This window comes from Polaromonas sp. P3_A5, assembly GCF_056403055.1.
Genome location: NZ_JBFUGF010000001.1, coordinates 1,679,427 through 1,696,055, shown reverse-complemented (window position 1 = coordinate 1,696,055; position 16,629 = coordinate 1,679,427). Strand labels below are relative to the sequence as shown.

Sequence of the window (16,629 nt, the reverse complement as noted above, 5' to 3'; positions counted from 1 at the left end):
AGCAGAGAAACCATGCCTAAATTTTCCGCCAATCTCAGCATGCTTTATACCGAACATGCGTTCCTCGACCGCTTTGAACCGGCCGCCAAAGCTGGCTTCAAGGCCGTGGAGTTTCTTTTCCCCTATGCCTTCAGCGCCGCTGACATCAAGGCCAGGCTCAATGGCAATGGTTTGCAGCTGGTGCTGCACAACCTGCCCGCCGGCGATTGGGAAGCCGGCGAACGCGGTATTGCCTGTCACCCCGATCGCGTGGAAGAATTCCGTGCCGGTGTGGCCCAAGCCATCGCGTATGCCCAAGTGCTCGGTGTGGGTCAACTCAACTGCCTGGCCGGCAAAACACCCGCGGGGGCCAGTGACACCGTTCTGCGCAAGACTTTTGTCGATAACCTGCACTATGCAGCCAGCGAACTGAAAAAAAACGGCCTCAAATTACTGATCGAACCGATCAACACCTTTGACATTCCGGGCTTCTACCTGAACCGTACGGCACAGGCACTGGACATTCTGGACGAGGTCGGCGCCAACAACGCCTTCGTGCAGTACGACATTTACCACGCGCAGCGCATGGAAGGGGAAGTGGCGGCGACGATACAAAAACATCTGGCACGCATCGCTCACATCCAGCTGGCCGACAACCCCGGCCGCAACGAGCCGGGCACCGGCGAGATCAACTACGCATTTTTGTTCACGCATCTGGACCGCCTTGGCTATGGCGGCTGGATAGGCTGCGAATACAAACCTGCCAGCACGACGGACGCAGGACTGGGCTGGCGCCAGCGCCTGACAAGCTGACCCGCACCATCTCACAAGGAATACTTCTACATGACCTCCAACGCCCTGAAAATCGGCTTCGTCGGCCTCGGCATCATGGGCACGCCCATGGCCGGCCATCTGATCAAGGCCGGGCACCAGCTGTTTGTCCATACCCTCGGCAAGATGCCCGACGCGATTGCCAGTGGCAGCGCCACGCAATGCGTAAATGCCCGCGGCGTGGCTGAGCGCGCGGACATCATCTTCATCATGGTGCCTGATACCCCCGACGTGGAGGCTGCGCTGTTTAGCGACGGCGGTGTTGCAACCGGTCTGAAGGGCTCGTCCGCAGACGCAGGTGAACGCAAGGTTGTCGTCGACATGAGCTCCATCTCGCCCATAGCCACCAAAACCTTTGCGCAGAAAATCAACACACTGGGCTGCGACTACCTCGACGCACCGGTGTCGGGCGGCGAAGTCGGTGCAAAAAATGCGACGCTGTCCATCATGGTCGGCGGCCCGGAAGCCGTGTTTGAACGCATCAAGCCGCTGTTTGAATTGATGGGAAAGAACATCACCCTGGTTGGCGACAATGGTGACGGCCAGACCGCCAAAGTGGCCAACCAGATCATCGTGGCGCTCAACATCGAAGCGGTGGCCGAGGCGCTGCTGTTTGCCGCCCGCGCCGGTGCCGACCCGGCGCGTGTACGCCAAGCCTTGATGGGCGGCTTCGCGTCATCGAAGATTCTGGAGGTGCATGGTGAACGCATGGTCAAGCGCACGTTTGGTCCGGGTTTTCGCATCGAGCTGCACCAGAAGGACTTGAACCTGGCGCTCTCCACCGCGCGCCTGCTCGGCATCTCGCTGCCCAACACGGCCACCGCGCAGGAGCTGTTCAATTCCTGCGTCGCACACGGTGGCAAAACCTGGGACCACTCTGCCATGGTGCGTGCACTGGAGAAACTGGCCAACTTCGAGATCGGCCAGCAAGCCGGGTGATCGTTGCCGGAACGCGCGGCACAAGCGGGGATCCGGCGTCTTTGCGTTGCGCCCGTTTGCACCGGGAGTTAACCGTCCCCAAAGTCGCACCGCTCATGCAGCCGGCATTGGGCCCGTTATTGGTCCAGCCGAAGAAAAAGTCTCGTGCGGCCGGATCGCATTCCGTGATGGAACTGCCGAAAAAACTCCAGCCTCCATTTCTGACCTCACTTGCTCGGGATTGGCGTCCGCACGCAGGCGCACCGGAAAGTCACTGCACTCTTACCCACCTGCGTGAACCACAACCCTTCGCGCCAGGCAATATTTATATATAACTCATAGATAATCATTTATGTGAAATACTTTAACTATCATTAATCATCTATTCTTTCTACAGTTGTCTCAAGCCCGGTGCATCGCGCATCGAAAAGTGCCCCCAGAGCATCCACCCATCAAAGGAGACCTCCATGCTCAACGCCTCGCTTGACAACACCGCCGCCGACCGGACCGACCAGACCCGCCACGCCTACAACGCCGCATTCGAAGAGCTCGGTTTGACCTGGCACTGGGATGCCGCCACTTATGCCCGATTGCAGGCCCAAGGTCGCGATGCCGTGCGCACCTATCTGGAAACCGAGCAGGCGCATCTGCTGCGAGCCTACGAAGCAGATTTCCTGGTTGAGGCCATCGAAGCGGCCAAGGCCCGCTGCCATGCCAGCATGGTCGCCAGCCGGGCAAACCCGGCTCCTTATGCCGGCTGGTCCAGCCATTCACTCACGCCAGCCAATAGCCGGCCAAAAAACACCACCCCTGCACCCCGGTTCACGCCGAGTGCGCTGTACACGTGAAGGGCCGGAATGTCTAACCGTTGGCTACGTTTCAGGGAAGGCAATTCAACCGGCTTCGGAACTCTCGAGGGAGAGAACATCCGGGTTTGCCAGGGCAACATGTTCTCCGGTGCGACACCCACAGACCGGGCGTTGCCGCTGGCCAGCGTCGAGCTTTTGATGCCGGTACGGCCCAGCAAGGTCATCGCGATGTGGAACAACTTCCACGCCCTGGGTCAAAAGCTCAATCTGGCCGTGCCGGCCGAACCGCTCTACTTAATCAAGGCGCCGAACTCCTACCTGGATCCAAACGGAATCATCGTAAAACCTCCATGCGATGGCAAGGTTGTTTTCGAAGGCGAACTGGGCATCGTCATCGGCAAAACCTGCAAGCAGGTTTCCGAGCGCGATGCAATGGATCATGTGTTCGGCTACACCTGCGCCAACGATGTGACGGTCGCCGACATACTGAACCGTGATGCCTCGTTTGCCCAGTGGGTACGCGCCAAAGGGCTGGATACCTTCTGCCCCTTCGGCCCCGTCGTTGCCACAGGCCTTGATCCGGAAAAGCTGGTGGTTAAAACCATCCTCAACGGCGAGATCCGCCAGGACTATCCCATTAGCGACATGCGCTTTTCAGTGAAGCAGCTGGTGAGCTTGATATCCCAGGACATGACACTCTATGCAGGCGATATCATCCTGTGCGGTACGTCAATCGGCGTGGGATCCATGAAACCGGGAAGCACGATCGAAGTGGAGATTGCCGGTATCGGCAGGCTCAGTAACCGGTTCGAATAACGTTTTTTACCAGGAGCACGGGTGTGAAGATTGCGATCATTGGGGCCGGAGCCATCGGCGGTTATGTGGGTGTGAAATTGGCTTTGGCCGGTGAGGACGTAACCTTCATCGTACGGGGCGCCAACCTGGATGCTATTCGCAAAAAAGGCATGAAGCTCATCATGCATGATGGCACCGAACACGTTGCGGAAAATGTCAAGGCGACCAACAACTACACAGAAGCCGGCCCGCAGGATCTGGTGATCCTGGCCATGAAGGCACATCAGGTAGAGGCTGTAGCCAACGATCTTCCCAAGCTGTTTGGGCGTGACACCACAGTCGTCACCATGCAAAACGGCATCCCCTACTGGTACTTCCATAACCATGGTGGCCCGTTTGAAGGAAGCCAGGTCCATAGCGTGGACCCCAGCGGTACGCTGTCAAAAATGATCCCTCCGCAGCGCGTCATCGGCTGTGTCGTCTACCCGGCCTCTGAACTTGTGGCGCCAGGTGTCGTGAAACATATCGAAGGCGACCGCTTTCCGGTCGGCGAGCTTGACGGCTCAATCAGCGAACGTGTCACGCGAATTTCAGAATGTTTTGGCAACGCGGGGTTCAAGGCGCCCGTTTTGGACAACATCCGATCGGAGATCTGGCTCAAGCTTTGGGGCAATCTCACTTTCAACCCCATCAGCAGCCTGGCCCATTCCACACTGGTGGACATTTGCCAATATCCGCTGACACGCGAACTGGCTGCCAGCATGATGCGCGAGGCGCAGGAAGTCGCGCACAAACTGGGCATCGAGTTCCGCGTCACGCTGGACAAGCGCATCGCCGGTGCGGAGAAAGTGGGCAAGCACAAAACATCCATGCTGCAGGACATCGAAGCCGGTCGAGCCCCGGAAATCGACGCCCTGGTGGGTTCAGTAGTCGAACTGGGACGCCTTACGCAAACACCAACGCCGCACATCGACACGGTATATGCCCTGGTCAAGCTGCTCGCAAAAACCATGGACGAAGAGCGCGGACAGGTGCGCCTTCAGCTCGCGGCCTGATTGCCCGGTAACGCCGGGCTTTGGGCTTGGCACCGACAGGACTGTGCCAGCCAATCAGGCCTCATCCAATTGCTGCGGCGCACAACGGTTTTTCTTGTTGCCGCGACCTGCGGCAAGCCTCAAAAACGATCCGACTCAAGGTCCAAAGGCCAACGATTTCTTCATAGCCTCAACCACTGCGTCCGAAGGAGTGTCGAAATCGAACTTGGCCCCAAGGTCCAACGCCTTTAACAGAAGCGGGTTTGCGTTCTTGAGGGAGTCGAACAGAGTAGCCGCTTTTTTGGTCACATCTGCTGGAGCGCCAGGGTGAACGTACAGCCCGTAGCCCCAACTCGCGTTGGCGGTCGGCACAATCACCAGTTGCGCCATATGGATGCGTTCATCGGTACCGTGGTGGCTTTTCATGGTGGCAGCCTGTGCACTCTGTAGCCGGGTAATCAGGCCGGCCCACCGGTCCGCTTGCCAATGAAATGCCGCTTTGGTCGGCAAGTAGCTTTGCCCCAGCCCTTGTTGAGGCAATATTTCGACCACCGTGCCGCAAAAATTCTCGGCTTTTACGAGCGATGTGGTCACACCGCTTTTCATGCCAAAGCAACTGGTCGCCTTGAGCTTGGCGAGCACTTTGGCTTGATCAGCGGGAGGGAGCGTCTTCAACTCGACCGGTTTGCCGTCCTTGACCGTTCCGATGTCAGCCAGAATCAGTACAGCCGACTGGATCGGGTCCATGTTGACAGCCACCGGCTTATAGCCCGAGGCAAGACCGACCACGGGGTTGCCATAGACCCAGCATGGTGGAGCCGGCTTCTTGACGGCTGTCAAAACATCCTGCGTCTCCCGGATGTTGAGCACCGGCGTGACCGACAGCCCCGTGGGACGGATAAAGTCAACGAGTTCTTTCAGGGCACTTTCGGTTTGCGAGGCTCCCTCGCCCCGGATCACTTGCGGATTAAGGTAAAGCCCGCCTTCGCACGACTGCGCTTGGGCGGTCACACCGCAGGAAAACAGAACTGCCAGGAACAATGCGTTTTTCATGGTTTTTACCTTTCAAAGCATGTGTGAGGTTCCAGTCACGCACCTCGACGCGGAGCATCAGCTAGCCCGCTGAAATTCATGTTACGGCGTTGTCACACTTTCCTCCTAGGGACATACGCTATCCAGGCGCGCCATACAGCGCCGAAGCGGCTCCGGAGAAACCCTAGAGCGGCTCGAAAATCCCGCAAACTTGACCCCTGTCAAGAGTTTTTGGCCCACTTGGTAAGACCATACGTCTGCAATATGCTCGGCTAGGGAATCAGTAAAGAAATTCCAGCCAACAACAGAGTTACCCAATACAGGAGACAACGTGATGAAAACCAGATTTGCGAGCATCAAGAATAAAGTGGCTGCAGCAGGGACATGCGCCATCGCAGCAGCGGCGCTGACGGCTTTCCCGGCCCACGCGGCCTGGGAGCCCACCAAGCCGGTGGAGTTCGTGGTACCAGCAGGTACCGGTGGCGGGGCCGATCAGATGGCTCGCCTGATGCAAGGTATCGTCATCAAGCACAAGCTGATGAAAGAGCCGCTGATCGTCGTCAACAAGTCCGGCGGCGCGGGCGCCGAGGGTTTCCTCGAGGTGAAAGGGGCCACGGGCAATCCGCACAAGATCATCATCACGCTGTCCAACCTCTTCACCACGCCACTGGCAACCGGTGTTCCCTTCAACTGGCGCGACATGACCCCCGTGTCCATGATGGCGCTGGACCAGTTCGTTCTTTGGGTGAATGCGGAAAACCCCGCCAAGACCGCCAAGGACTACCTGGCAGCTGTGAAAACCGCAGGCCCCAGCAAAATCAAGATGGGCGGCACCGGCTCCAAGCAGGAAGACCAGATTATCACCGTCGGCATTGAGCAGGCCACCGGCACCAAATTCATCTATGTCCCCTTCAAGGGCGGTGGTGAAGTCGCTGTGCAGCTCGTCGGAAAACACGTTGACTCTTCCGTCAACAATCCGATCGAGGCAGTTGCCCAGTGGCGCGCCAACCAGCTCCGGGCCCTCTGCGTCTTCGATGACAAACGGATGACTTACAAGACCAAGGTCACCGATACCCAGTCGTGGGCCGATATCCCGACTTGCAAGGAAGCCGGTGTGCCCACCGACTACACCATGCTGCGCGGCATTTTCATGGCGCCCGGTGTGTCCAAAGACCAGCTCGAGTTCTACGTCACGCTGCTCAAGAAGATTCGCGACACGCCTGAGTGGAAAGACTACATGGAAAAAGGCGCGTTCAACCAGACCTCCATGTCCGGCGACGAGTTCGGCAAATGGCTGGGCAGCGCTGAACAGCGCCATCGCGAGCTGATGAAGGAAGCCGGCTTCATCGCGAAGTAACGATCAAGAAAGCCCCGTTCGCCGGGTTTTCCCCTGCGGGCTGGCCACGCGCCAGCCCCACAATCAATCAAGTTCGCCCTGGTGCAGGGCACTCAATCCAACGGAGTTGCTCATGGAGCCAAACCAAGAATCCGGCGCGGAAGTCCGCTCGGGCGTCGCGACCTATGTCGTTGAAGCAATCGTCGCCACCTGTATCGTCATCCTGGGCGCCATAGTCATCCAGGGCAGCTGGGCCCTCGGGTCCGGCTGGACCAGCGACGGCCCCGGCTCAGGCTACTTCCCGTTTTATATCGGCATCATCCTGTGCATTTCAGGCGCCGGCACCCTTTATCAAACCCTGTTCGGCAAGGAAAAAAATACCGAAGTATTCGTCGACGGCGAACAGCTCAAACGCGTTTTATCGGTCCTGATTCCTGCCATCGTTTACGTGGGGGCAGTCCAGTTTTTAGGCCTCTACGTTGCATCGGCCGTTTACATCGCACTGTTCATGATCATCCTGGGAAAATTTTCCCCGATCAAAAGCGTGATCACAGCCTTCCTTGTGAACGCACTTTTTTTCTTCATGTTCGAGGTCTGGTTCAAGGTTCCCTTGTTCAAGGGCCAGTTCGAGCCGCTGAGCTTCCTCGGCTACTGAGCCCCCTCTACCCACAACGAGCCCACTGAACTTTTACCGGATATCGAAATGGAAGAACTTAACTCGCTTTTTCACGGATTCAGCGTCATCCTGACGCCGATGAACATCGTCCTGATGTTCGTGGGCATCATTCTGGGTGTGCTGATCGGCGTGCTGCCCGGCCTGGGCGGCGCCAACGGTGTGGCTATCTTGCTGCCACTGACTTTCACGATGTCGCCCACTTCGGCCATCATCATGCTGTCCTGCATCTATTGGGGTGCGCTTTTTGGCGGTGCGATCACCTCCATTTTGTTCAATATTCCGGGAGAGCCCTGGTCGGTGGCCACCACCTTTGACGGCTACCCGATGGCCCAGCAAGGCAAAGCCGGCGCCGCGCTGACGGCTGCGTTCACCTCCTCTTTTATCGGCGCTTTCGTTGCCGTGGTGATGATCACCTTCCTGGCGCCACTCGTCGCCAAGTTCGCGCTCAAGTTCGGCCCTCCCGAGTTTTTCGCGGTCTACCTGCTGACTTTCTGCAGCTTTGTGGGCATGGGAAAAGGGTCTCCGTTCAAGATCCTCGCGTCCATGACGATCGGCTTTGCGCTGGCGTCTGTTGGGATGGACACCGTGACCGGCCAGTTGCGCCTGACCTTCGGCATCCCGGACCTTATGCGCGGTTTCGATTTCCTGATCGCGGTGATCGGTCTGTTCGGTATCGGCGAAATCCTGCTGTCCATGGAAGAAGGCCTGGCTTTCTCTGGCAAGAGCGCCAAAATCGACCCCAAGGTCGTACTGGAAACATGGAAGAAGTTGCCGAAATACTGGATGACGTCCCTTCGCAGCTCGCTGATCGGCATCTGGATGGGCATCACCCCTGGCGGCGCCACACCTGCCTCGTTCATGAGTTACGGCCTTGCCAAGAAGATGTCAAAGAACGGCTCGAAATTCGGCACCGGCGAAATCGAAGGCGTGATTGCGCCCGAAACCGCAGCGCATGCCGCCGGCACCAGCGCCCTGCTCCCCATGCTGGCACTGGGCATTCCAGGCTCACCCACCGCAGCCGTGCTGCTCGGCGGCCTGCTGATCTGGGGCCTGCAGCCCGGACCGCTGCTGTTTGTTGAACAGAAGGACTTCGTCTGGGGGCTGATCGCCAGCATGTACCTGGGTAACCTGGTGGGCCTGATCGTTGTGCTGACCACCGTCCCGTTGTTCGCATCCATCCTGCGCATTCCGTTCTCCATCATTGCCCCTGTGATTGTGGTGATCTGCGCGATTGGCGCCTACACCGTGCACAACGCCATGCTGGATATCTGGTTCATGATGCTGTTCGGTGTCATCGGCTATCTCTTCAAGAAGCTCGACTATCCGCTGGCGCCGCTGGTTCTGGCACTGGTTCTCGGAGACAAGGCTGAGGATTCATTCCGCCAGGCCATGCTTGTGTCGCAAGGTGAAATGTCCATCATGTGGTCTAACCCACTGGTCGGCGGCATCACCACGCTGGCCCTGGTGTTGCTGTTCTGGCCATTGATTTCTCGCGTCATGGCAAAGATTCGCCCACCCAAGAAGAGCGAATTCGCGGCAGAACAGCCGGTGGACTGACCTCCTGCGAAAAGCCACAAAAAAGCCGGGTACATCACCCGGCTTTTTTATTTCCGCTTCGCTGAACCTGTCAGATCTTGCCGCGTTGTTTAAGCCGGCTAAGGGTTTCTGCTGAGAGATTCAGGTAAGACGCCAGTTCCTTCTTCGGAATGCGGTCAAACAGCTCCGGATGTTTGCGCTGAAAGCGCTTGACGCGCCCCGGTGCATCCAGCAAATGCAGCGTGATGGTATGGGCCATGATTTCACTCATCAGGCGCATCACGTAATACTCGAACGACTGCTTGATTTCATGATGCCGCTCCAGGAAAGCCACCCATTCGGGCAAGGGCAGCTTTGCCACCCGAACCTTGGTAACGCAGACCGTGCTGTATGGCGTGGGGGTGCCCAGGCGCCAGGCCGCGTAGCTGGTTTCCATGTCCCGCTCGTCGGCAAAGCGAAGAATCATCTCCTTGGCCTGCTCGTTGGTCACCACCCGCTTGAGGATGCCCTCAAGAATGAAATATTGCTCCATTTCGTGCACGCCCTGCTCCAGCAGGGAATCACCTTTCTGGCCGTCAACAATGACCAGGTGCGACTCCAATTCTGCACTCTGTTCCGCCGTCATCCCCTTCAAAACAATGTTCTGCGCCAACTGCACGCGAATGACGTTTCTCTCGGGATGATTTGGTATGGACGACATGGGGGCAATAAGGATTGAGCGAGACGCAGATTGGCGGGTTTTTCGGGGTGGGGAATCCACCGAAAATTGACCGTGGTCAATGGCCAAATCTGAATCGATTCCTATGATACCTCGACGGTGCAAATGACCCGCCTGAGTGCAAAAAGTGAAGCAACGTGACCCACCGCGGAAGACCCTGATTCAGGTCAATACGTTTTCCAGGGCGGGACACACAGCCAACTGCTTTGCTCAACCTTTATCGAAGTCACACGAAGAGACATTCATTATGACCAACGCGACCTCCACGACAGAGCAGATCGACGGTTTTCACCTCGTCATCGATGCCCTCAAGCTCAACGGCATTGACACGATCTTCGCCCTGCCCGGCATTCCCATTACCGACCTGACCCGCAAGGCGCAGGCCGAAGGAATCCGCATGATTTCTTTCCGCCACGAGCAGCACGCCGGCAACGCCGCTGCGGCTGCGGGCTTCCTGACGCAAAAACCAGGGATTTGCCTGACGGTATCCGCGCCAGGCTTCCTCAACGGACTCACCGCCCTGGCCAATGCAACGACCAATTGCTTCCCGATGATCCTCATCAGCGGCTCCAGCGAGCGCGAGATTGTCGATCTTCAGCAAGGCGACTACGAGGAAATGGACCAGCTGGCAATTGCCAAGCCATTGTGCAAAGCAGCATTTCGCGTCCTCCATGCCGAAGACATCGGTGTCGGCATCGCTCGCGCCATCCGTTCGGCGCTGTCTGGCCGTCCCGGCGGCGTTTACCTCGACCTGCCGGCCAAACTGTTCAGCCAGTCGATGGACGCCGCAGCCGGCAAGAAATCGCTCATCAAGGTGGTCGATCCCGCACCGCGCCAGATTCCCGCCCCCGATGCGGTCAAACGCGCACTGGACCTGCTCAAGGGCGCCAAACGCCCGCTGATCGTGCTTGGCAAAGGCGCTGCCTATGCGCAGTGCGACGCCGATATCCGCACCCTGATCGAGAAAACCGGCATCCCTTATTTGCCGATGTCCATGGCCAAAGGCCTGCTGCCCGATACGCATCCACAGTCGGCTTCGGCCACCCGCTCTCACGTGCTGGCAGAAGCCGATGTGGTGATGCTGGTCGGTGCGCGCTTGAACTGGTTGCTCTCGCACGGTAAAGGCAAGACCTGGGGCGGCCAGAATGCCGACACCCGCCAGTTCATCCAGATCGACATCTCGCCGACCGAAATGGACAGCAACGTACCGATCGCCGCACCCCTGGTCGGCGACATCGGTTCGTGCGTCTCCGCGCTGCTGGCAGGCCTGGGCTCAAGCTGGGCCAAACCGCCGGCCGAATGGACTCAAGGGATCAACGAACGCAAGGACAAGAACCTGTCCAAAATGGCGGCGACGCTGGCGCTCAATCCGCCCACGATGAACTTCCACAGCGCACTGAACGTCATCCGCAATGCTGTCAAGGCGCGTCCCGACGCCATCGTGGTGAACGAAGGCGCGAACACCCTGGATTTCGCGCGCAGCATTGTCGACATGTATGAGCCCCGCAAGCGTCTGGACGTCGGCACCTGGGGCATCATGGGCATCGGCATGGGCTTTGCCGTCGCTGCCGCGGTGGTTACGGGTAAACCCGTAATTGCCATCGAAGGCGACAGCGCTTTCGGCTTTAGCGGCATGGAGGTAGAAACCATCTGCCGCTATAACCTTCCAATTTGTGTCATCGTCTTCAACAACAACGGCATTTACAAGGGCACTGACGTCAATCCGCTAGGCGGCGATGTGGCACCCACCGTTTTCGTCAAGAATGCACGCTACGAAATGATGATGCAGGCTTTCGGCGGCGTGGGCGTTCTAGCCAACACACCGGCAGAGCTGGCCAAGGCGCTGGACGAAGCCGTCAAGTCCGGCAAGCCGACCCTGATCAACGCGATCATTGACGAAACTGCAGGCACCGAGAGCGGCCGGATCACAAGTCTGAATCCGCAAAGCGCTGCAGCAAAGAAGTAATCCAAAGCATCCTAAGGAGAAATCAAAATGAGCAACAAACCACTCGCCGGCATCAAGATCATCGACTTCACCCACGTTCAGGCAGGACCCGCCTGTACCCAGATGCTGGCCTGGTTCGGCGCTGACGTGATCAAGGTCGAGCGTCCTGGCTCTGGCGACGTTACCCGAAGCCAGTTGCGTGACATCGAAGGCGCTGACGCGCTGTATTTCACCATGCTCAACAGCAACAAGCGCGGCCTGACGCTGGACACCAAAAAGCCCGAAGGCAAGGAAGTGTTGGAGAGGCTCATCAAGGAATCCGACGTGATGGTCGAGAACTTTGGTCCCGGTGCGCTGGACCGTATGGGATTCACCTGGGAACACATCCAGTCACTCAACCCAAAAATGATTCTGGCATCCGTCAAGGGTTTCTCTGACGGCCACCACTACGAAGACTTGAAGGTTTACGAAAACGTGGCCCAGTGCGCAGGCGGTGCAGCGTCCACCACCGGCTACTGGAAGGGCGAGAACTCAGGCCCCACCATTTCGTCTGCCGCCTTGGGCGACAGCAATACCGGCATGCACCTGGCCATCGGTATTTTGACGGCCTATATCGGCCGGCAGAAGACTGGCAAGGGCCAAAAAGTCGCCGTGTCCATGCAGGACAGTGTGCTCAACCTGTGCCGCGTCAAAATGCGCGACCAGTTGCGTCTGGACAACCTTGGCTACCTGGAAGAGTACCCGCAATACCCGCATGAAATGGAAGCTTTCAAAGACGGCGTGGTACCGCGCGGCGCCAATGCCGGCGGTGGCGGACAACCCGGCTGGATTTTGAAATGCAAGGGCTGGGAGACCGACCCCAACGCCTATATCTATTTCACGGTCCAGGGGCACGCCTGGGAGCCGATCTGCGACGCACTGGGCAAACCAGAGTGGAAAACCGACCCGGCCTACACCACGGCCAAGGCACGCCAGCCGCACATCATGGATATCTTCGCCACGATTGAAGCATTCATCGCCGACAAGACCAAGTTCGAAGCCGTGGACGTCTTCCGAAAATTTGATATTCCTTGCGCGCCCGTGTTGTCGATGAAGGAGTTGTTGCATGACAAATCCTTGCGTGCCAGTGGCTCCATCGTTGAAGTCCCGCATAAAGTGCGCGGTAGCTACTTCACCGTGGGCAGTCCGATCAAGTTCTCTGACACCAAGCCCGAAGTAACGGCATCGCCCCTGCTGGGCGAGCACACCGATGAGGTTCTGGCCGAACTCGGTTACAGCAAAGACCAAATCGCGGCCATGCACACTGCAAAAGCGGTGTGAGCGCAATCTTGAAGTAGCGGTCTTGATGGCCCAGAAAGACGGCGTTCAGATTGAGCGCCGTTTTTTTTAAGGCCTCAGTCAGCTTATTTTTCGGTAACAGGAGTGGACATATGCAAACAACAACCGACCTGAAACAGCTTGTGGAGGCTGTTGGCGATGCCATTGTGGCTTCCGATGCCGGTGGTGCAATTGTCTTGTGGAACCCTGCGGCCCAGCGGATGTTTGGCTTCACAGAAGAAGAAGCCCTGGGTAAATCGCTGGACATCATCATCCCGCAGCGCCAGCAGCAGCGCCACTGGGACGGCTACCACAAGACAATGGCGACCGGACAAACGCGGTATGGCAACGACGTCCTTCGTGTGCCCGCAGTGCACAAGGACGGGCACGGGTTGTCTATTGCCTTTACCGTCGCGCTGTTACATACCCCGGACAACAAGGTGTCGGCGATCGTCGCGGTGATCCGCGATGAAACCGCCCGCTTTGCCGAAGAACGCAATCTGAAAAAACGCCTGACGGAACTGGAGATGCAGCTTGTCCCTCAAGGCAAAACACCGTAACCCAAAAGACAAAGGCACATCACCGGTGCAGTGATTAACATAGGGGTTGAACCGGGCACCCAGGTGTCCTGCAGCATGGCGCAAGCCACACGAGCATCCATTTCAACCTCCAGCAGGAACTTTCATGAGCAAAGCGTTAGACGGCGTTCGCATCCTTGACTTCACCCACGTCCAGTCCGGGCCTACGTGCACCCAGTTGCTGGCATGGTTCGGCGCAGACGTCATCAAGGTCGAGCGCGCCGGCGAAGGCGACGCGACTCGCGGACAGTTGCGCGATATTCCCGGCGTGGACAGCCTGTACTTCACCATGCTGAACCACAACAAGCGTTCAATCACGCTGGACACCAAGAAGCCGAAGGGCAAGGAGGTCCTGGACACCCTGATCAAGGAATGCGATGTGCTGGTCGAAAATTTCGCGCCAGGCGCGCTGGACCGCATGGGTATCACCTGGGAACACATCCAGAAGCTCAATCCCCGGATGATCGTCGCATCGGTCAAGGGTTTTGGCCCCGGCCCCTACGAAGACTGCAAGGTTTACGAGAACGTCGCCCAGTGTGCCGGCGGCTCGGCCTCCACTTCCGGCTTTGACGACGGCCCGCCCATGGTCACGGGCGCACAAATTGGTGACAGCGGAACCGGCCTGCACCTCGCGCTCGGCATCGTCGCAGCCCTCTATCAGCGCAACACCACGGGGCGCGGCCAGAAAGTACTGGCGCCCATGCAGGATGCCGTGCTGAACCTGTGCCGGGTCAAACTGCGCGACCAGCAGCGCCTGGAGCGCACCGGCACCATGCACGAGTATCCGCAGTACCCCGACGGCAAGTTCGGCGAAGCGGTCCCCCGCGCCGGCAATGCTTCTGGCGGTGGCCAGCCCGGCTCCATCCTGAAATGCAAGGGCTGGGAAACCGACCCCAATGCCTACATCTACTTCATCACCCAGGGCGCCGTATGGCCAGCCGTGTGCAAGGTGATCGGCGAAGAGAGCTGGATCGACGACGAAGCCTTCGCGACGCCGGCCGCCCGCTTGCTGCACTTGAAGCCGATCTTTGCGCGCATCGAAAAATGGACCATGACCAAGACCAAATTCGAGGCCATGGAAATCCTCAACAAATACGACATCCCCTGCGGCCCCATTCTGTCGATGAAGGAAATTGCGGAAGAGCCCGCGCTTCGCGAAACCGGAACGATTGTTGAAGTCGACCACCCCACCCGCGGCAAATACCTGACCGTGGGCAACCCGATCAAGATGTCCGACAGCGCCACCGAGGTCACCCGCTCACCCCTGCTGGGTGAGCACACCGACGAAGTATTGACGCAATTGGGCTACGGCGCCGATTACATCGCCGAATTACGCGCCGAACGCGTGATCTAGGTCGGGCAACTCTCACGCCACCAACGCCAGCCACACAGCGAGCCCACACGCTTCATGAACCACCCCATCATTCCCATCGCCGTCATCGACGCCTCCAAGCAGCGAAAGCGTCAAGCACCCAAGGGGCGCCGCGTCGACCCGCAGTCGTTGGCCGAAGTGCAGAGCCTGTTGGGCACCGAGTCGCGTCAGCCGGACCTGCTGATCGAACACCTGCACAAGATTCAGGATAAGTTCGGTCACCTGTCGGCCGCCCATCTGGCCGCACTGGCTCAGGAGATGAGGCTGGCGCAGACCGAGGTCTATGAGGTGGCAACCTTCTATCACCACTTCGACGTGGTTAAGGAGGGCGAAGCCGCTCCAGCCGCACTCACGGTGCGGGTCTGCGATGGCTTGGCCTGCGAAATGGCAGGCGCCAAAGACCTTTTGGACAGGCTGCCCGCCCTGCTCGGCCGGGACATCCGCGTCATCGCAGCGCCTTGCATTGGTCGATGCGAGCAGGCCCCTGCGGCCGTGGTGGGACAAAACCCGGTGCCGAACGCCAGCTGCGAAACCATCGCCGCAACCGTGGCGGCAAGGGCCACCCAGCATGTTCCCGAAGGTTTTACCGACCTGCCCGCCTACCAGGCGAAAGGCGGCTACAGCCTGCTCAAGCAGTGCATTTCGGGCGAGCGCGATATCGAGACTGTTCTCAAGACCATGGAAGACTCCGGCCTGCGCGGTCTGGGCGGCGCCGGCTTTCCTTCCGGCCGAAAGTGGCGCATCGTACGTGCCGAAAAAGGCCCGCGCCTGATGGCGGTCAACATCGACGAAGGCGAACCCGGCACCTTCAAGGACCGCGTTTACCTGGAGCGTGACCCGCACCGCTTCCTCGAAGGCATGCTGATCGCTGCCTGGGCTGTCGGCATCGAAAAAATCTACGTTTACCTGCGCGACGAATACCACGGTTGCCGCAACATGCTGGAGGCCGAAGTGGCCAGGCTGAGGCTGGACCCCCTGATGACCGGCATGCCCGAAATCGAACTGCGCCGCGGCGCGGGCGCCTACATCTGCGGCGAAGAGTCGGCCATGATCGAATCCATCGAAGGCAAACGCGGCATGCCCCGCCTGCGCCCCCCCTACGTCGCACAAGTGGGCTTGTTCGGCCGGCCGACGCTCGAGCACAACTTCGAGACTCTGTATTGGGTGCGCGACATCCTGGAAAAAGGCGGTGAGTGGTTCGCTTCGCACGGCCGCAATGGCCGCAAAGGCTTGCGCTCGTTCTCCGTGTCCGGGCGGGTCAAGGAGCCTGGCGTCAAGCTGGCACCGGCCGGCATCACCATCCAGGAGCTGATCGACGAATACTGCGGCGGCATGCTGGACGGCCAGAAGTTTTATGCTTACCTGCCCGGCGGTGCTTCAGGCGGCATCCTGCCCGCCACGATGAACACCATCCCGCTGGACTTCGACACGCTGCAGCCTTACGGCTGTTTCATCGGCTCGGCCGCCGTGATGATCCTGTCCGACAAGGACACAGCCACCGATGCGGCACGCAACATGATGCGATTCTTCCACCACGAGTCCTGCGGCCAGTGCACGCCCTGCCGTGTCGGCACGGCAAAGGCGGCGCATCTCATGGAGCAACCCAAGTGGGATCTCGCTCTGCTGGCAGACCTGTCTCTGGTCATGCGCGACGCATCGATCTGCGGCCTCGGTCAGGCAGCGCCCAATCCCATGGACTGCGTCGTCAAGTACTTCTCCCATGAACTATGAGCCCCCACGCTTGTCGCTTTGC

15 protein-coding genes are annotated in these 16,629 nt (G+C 58.8%); 13 read left to right on the top strand and 2 right to left on the bottom strand.

Annotated features, from left to right (window positions below; genetic code table 11):
- Window positions 1–12: 12 nt before the first annotated feature.
- From hyi to AC1DU8_RS08085, 5 genes are all read left to right on the top strand, one after another.
- Window positions 13–792, top strand: a complete 780-nt coding sequence (gene hyi, locus AC1DU8_RS08105) for a hydroxypyruvate isomerase (RefSeq protein ID WP_457280489.1) — start codon at window positions 13–15, stop codon at window positions 790–792.
- Between the two features lie 30 nt (window positions 793–822).
- Window positions 823–1,749, top strand: a complete 927-nt coding sequence (glxR, locus tag AC1DU8_RS08100; RefSeq protein ID WP_457280488.1) for a 2-hydroxy-3-oxopropionate reductase — start codon at window positions 823–825, stop codon at window positions 1,747–1,749.
- 446 nt (window positions 1,750–2,195) lie between these two features.
- Window positions 2,196–2,576: an HAD family hydrolase gene (locus AC1DU8_RS08095; RefSeq protein ID WP_457280487.1), complete on the top strand. Its 381-nt coding sequence runs from the start codon at window positions 2,196–2,198 to the stop codon at window positions 2,574–2,576.
- 9 nt (window positions 2,577–2,585) lie between these two features.
- Window positions 2,586–3,353, top strand: a complete 768-nt coding sequence (locus AC1DU8_RS08090; RefSeq protein ID WP_477665804.1) for a fumarylacetoacetate hydrolase family protein — start codon at window positions 2,586–2,588, stop codon at window positions 3,351–3,353.
- Between the two features lie 23 nt (window positions 3,354–3,376).
- Complete coding sequence (locus AC1DU8_RS08085; protein WP_457280485.1) at window positions 3,377–4,387, top strand: 2-dehydropantoate 2-reductase; 1,011 nt, start codon at window positions 3,377–3,379, stop codon at window positions 4,385–4,387.
- A gap of 135 nt (window positions 4,388–4,522) precedes the next feature.
- Here the strand turns inward: AC1DU8_RS08085 and AC1DU8_RS08080 are convergent, their stop codons facing one another.
- On the bottom strand, window positions 4,523–5,419 hold the full coding sequence (locus tag AC1DU8_RS08080; protein ID WP_477726606.1) for a hypothetical protein: 897 nt from the start codon (window positions 5,417–5,419) through the stop codon (window positions 4,523–4,525).
- 313 nt (window positions 5,420–5,732) lie between these two features.
- Between AC1DU8_RS08080 and AC1DU8_RS08075 the strand changes: the two genes are divergently transcribed.
- From AC1DU8_RS08075 to AC1DU8_RS08065, 3 genes are all read left to right on the top strand, one after another.
- Window positions 5,733–6,755: a Bug family tripartite tricarboxylate transporter substrate binding protein gene (locus tag AC1DU8_RS08075; protein WP_457280483.1), complete on the top strand. Its 1,023-nt coding sequence runs from the start codon at window positions 5,733–5,735 to the stop codon at window positions 6,753–6,755.
- A gap of 112 nt (window positions 6,756–6,867) precedes the next feature.
- Entirely contained in the window at window positions 6,868–7,389 is a 522-nt protein-coding gene (locus tag AC1DU8_RS08070; protein WP_457280482.1) for a tripartite tricarboxylate transporter TctB family protein, read from the top strand.
- Window positions 7,390–7,437: 48 nt separating this feature from the next.
- A complete protein-coding gene (locus AC1DU8_RS08065; protein ID WP_457280481.1) occupies window positions 7,438–8,967 on the top strand; it encodes a tripartite tricarboxylate transporter permease in 1,530 nt (509 codons plus the stop codon).
- Window positions 8,968–9,037: 70 nt separating this feature from the next.
- Here the strand turns inward: AC1DU8_RS08065 and AC1DU8_RS08060 are convergent, their stop codons facing one another.
- The gene (locus AC1DU8_RS08060) at window positions 9,038–9,646 is read right to left on the bottom strand and encodes a Crp/Fnr family transcriptional regulator (RefSeq protein WP_457280975.1); all 609 of its coding nucleotides are present in this window, start codon (window positions 9,644–9,646) and stop codon (window positions 9,038–9,040) included.
- Between the two features lie 265 nt (window positions 9,647–9,911).
- On the opposite strand from AC1DU8_RS08060, the gene oxc reads away from it, so the two are divergent.
- From oxc to AC1DU8_RS08035, 5 genes are all read left to right on the top strand, one after another.
- Complete coding sequence (oxc, locus tag AC1DU8_RS08055) at window positions 9,912–11,630, top strand: oxalyl-CoA decarboxylase (RefSeq protein ID WP_457280480.1); 1,719 nt, start codon at window positions 9,912–9,914, stop codon at window positions 11,628–11,630.
- A gap of 27 nt (window positions 11,631–11,657) precedes the next feature.
- Complete coding sequence (gene frc / locus AC1DU8_RS08050) at window positions 11,658–12,929, top strand: formyl-CoA transferase (RefSeq protein ID WP_457280479.1); 1,272 nt, start codon at window positions 11,658–11,660, stop codon at window positions 12,927–12,929.
- A gap of 110 nt (window positions 12,930–13,039) precedes the next feature.
- Window positions 13,040–13,486 carry a PAS domain-containing protein gene (locus tag AC1DU8_RS08045; RefSeq protein WP_457280478.1) on the top strand — a complete coding sequence of 149 codons (447 nt, stop codon included), beginning with the start codon at window positions 13,040–13,042 and terminating at the stop codon, window positions 13,484–13,486.
- A 124-nt stretch (window positions 13,487–13,610) separates the two neighbouring features.
- On the top strand, window positions 13,611–14,858 hold the full coding sequence (gene frc / locus AC1DU8_RS08040; RefSeq protein ID WP_457280477.1) for a formyl-CoA transferase: 1,248 nt from the start codon (window positions 13,611–13,613) through the stop codon (window positions 14,856–14,858).
- Between the two features lie 54 nt (window positions 14,859–14,912).
- Window positions 14,913–16,607 (top strand): NAD(P)H-dependent oxidoreductase subunit E, encoded by a 1,695-nt coding sequence (locus AC1DU8_RS08035; RefSeq protein ID WP_477665803.1) that lies wholly within the window; start codon window positions 14,913–14,915, stop codon window positions 16,605–16,607.
- Window positions 16,608–16,629: the final 22 nt, after the last annotated feature.

Bases quoted from the DNA above. Each gene is read 5' to 3' on its own strand.
- hyi (WP_457280489.1), top strand. From the start codon at position 13: ATGCCTAAATTTTCCGCCAATCTCAGCATGCTTTATACCGAACATGCG.
- glxR (WP_457280488.1), top strand. From the start codon at position 823: ATGACCTCCAACGCCCTGAAAATCGGCTTCGTCGGCCTCGGCATCATG.
- AC1DU8_RS08095 (WP_457280487.1), top strand. From the start codon at position 2,196: ATGCTCAACGCCTCGCTTGACAACACCGCCGCCGACCGGACCGACCAG.
- AC1DU8_RS08090 (WP_477665804.1), top strand. From the start codon at position 2,586: ATGTCTAACCGTTGGCTACGTTTCAGGGAAGGCAATTCAACCGGCTTC.
- AC1DU8_RS08080 (WP_477726606.1), bottom strand. From the start codon at position 5,419: ATGAAAAACGCATTGTTCCTGGCAGTTCTGTTTTCCTGCGGTGTGACC.
- AC1DU8_RS08075 (WP_457280483.1), top strand. From the start codon at position 5,733: ATGAAAACCAGATTTGCGAGCATCAAGAATAAAGTGGCTGCAGCAGGG.
- AC1DU8_RS08070 (WP_457280482.1), top strand. From the start codon at position 6,868: ATGGAGCCAAACCAAGAATCCGGCGCGGAAGTCCGCTCGGGCGTCGCG.
- AC1DU8_RS08065 (WP_457280481.1), top strand. From the start codon at position 7,438: ATGGAAGAACTTAACTCGCTTTTTCACGGATTCAGCGTCATCCTGACG.
- AC1DU8_RS08060 (WP_457280975.1), bottom strand. From the start codon at position 9,646: ATGTCGTCCATACCAAATCATCCCGAGAGAAACGTCATTCGCGTGCAG.
- oxc (WP_457280480.1), top strand. From the start codon at position 9,912: ATGACCAACGCGACCTCCACGACAGAGCAGATCGACGGTTTTCACCTC.
- frc (WP_457280479.1), top strand. From the start codon at position 11,658: ATGAGCAACAAACCACTCGCCGGCATCAAGATCATCGACTTCACCCAC.
- AC1DU8_RS08045 (WP_457280478.1), top strand. From the start codon at position 13,040: ATGCAAACAACAACCGACCTGAAACAGCTTGTGGAGGCTGTTGGCGAT.
- frc (WP_457280477.1), top strand. From the start codon at position 13,611: ATGAGCAAAGCGTTAGACGGCGTTCGCATCCTTGACTTCACCCACGTC.
- AC1DU8_RS08035 (WP_477665803.1), top strand. From the start codon at position 14,913: ATGAACCACCCCATCATTCCCATCGCCGTCATCGACGCCTCCAAGCAG.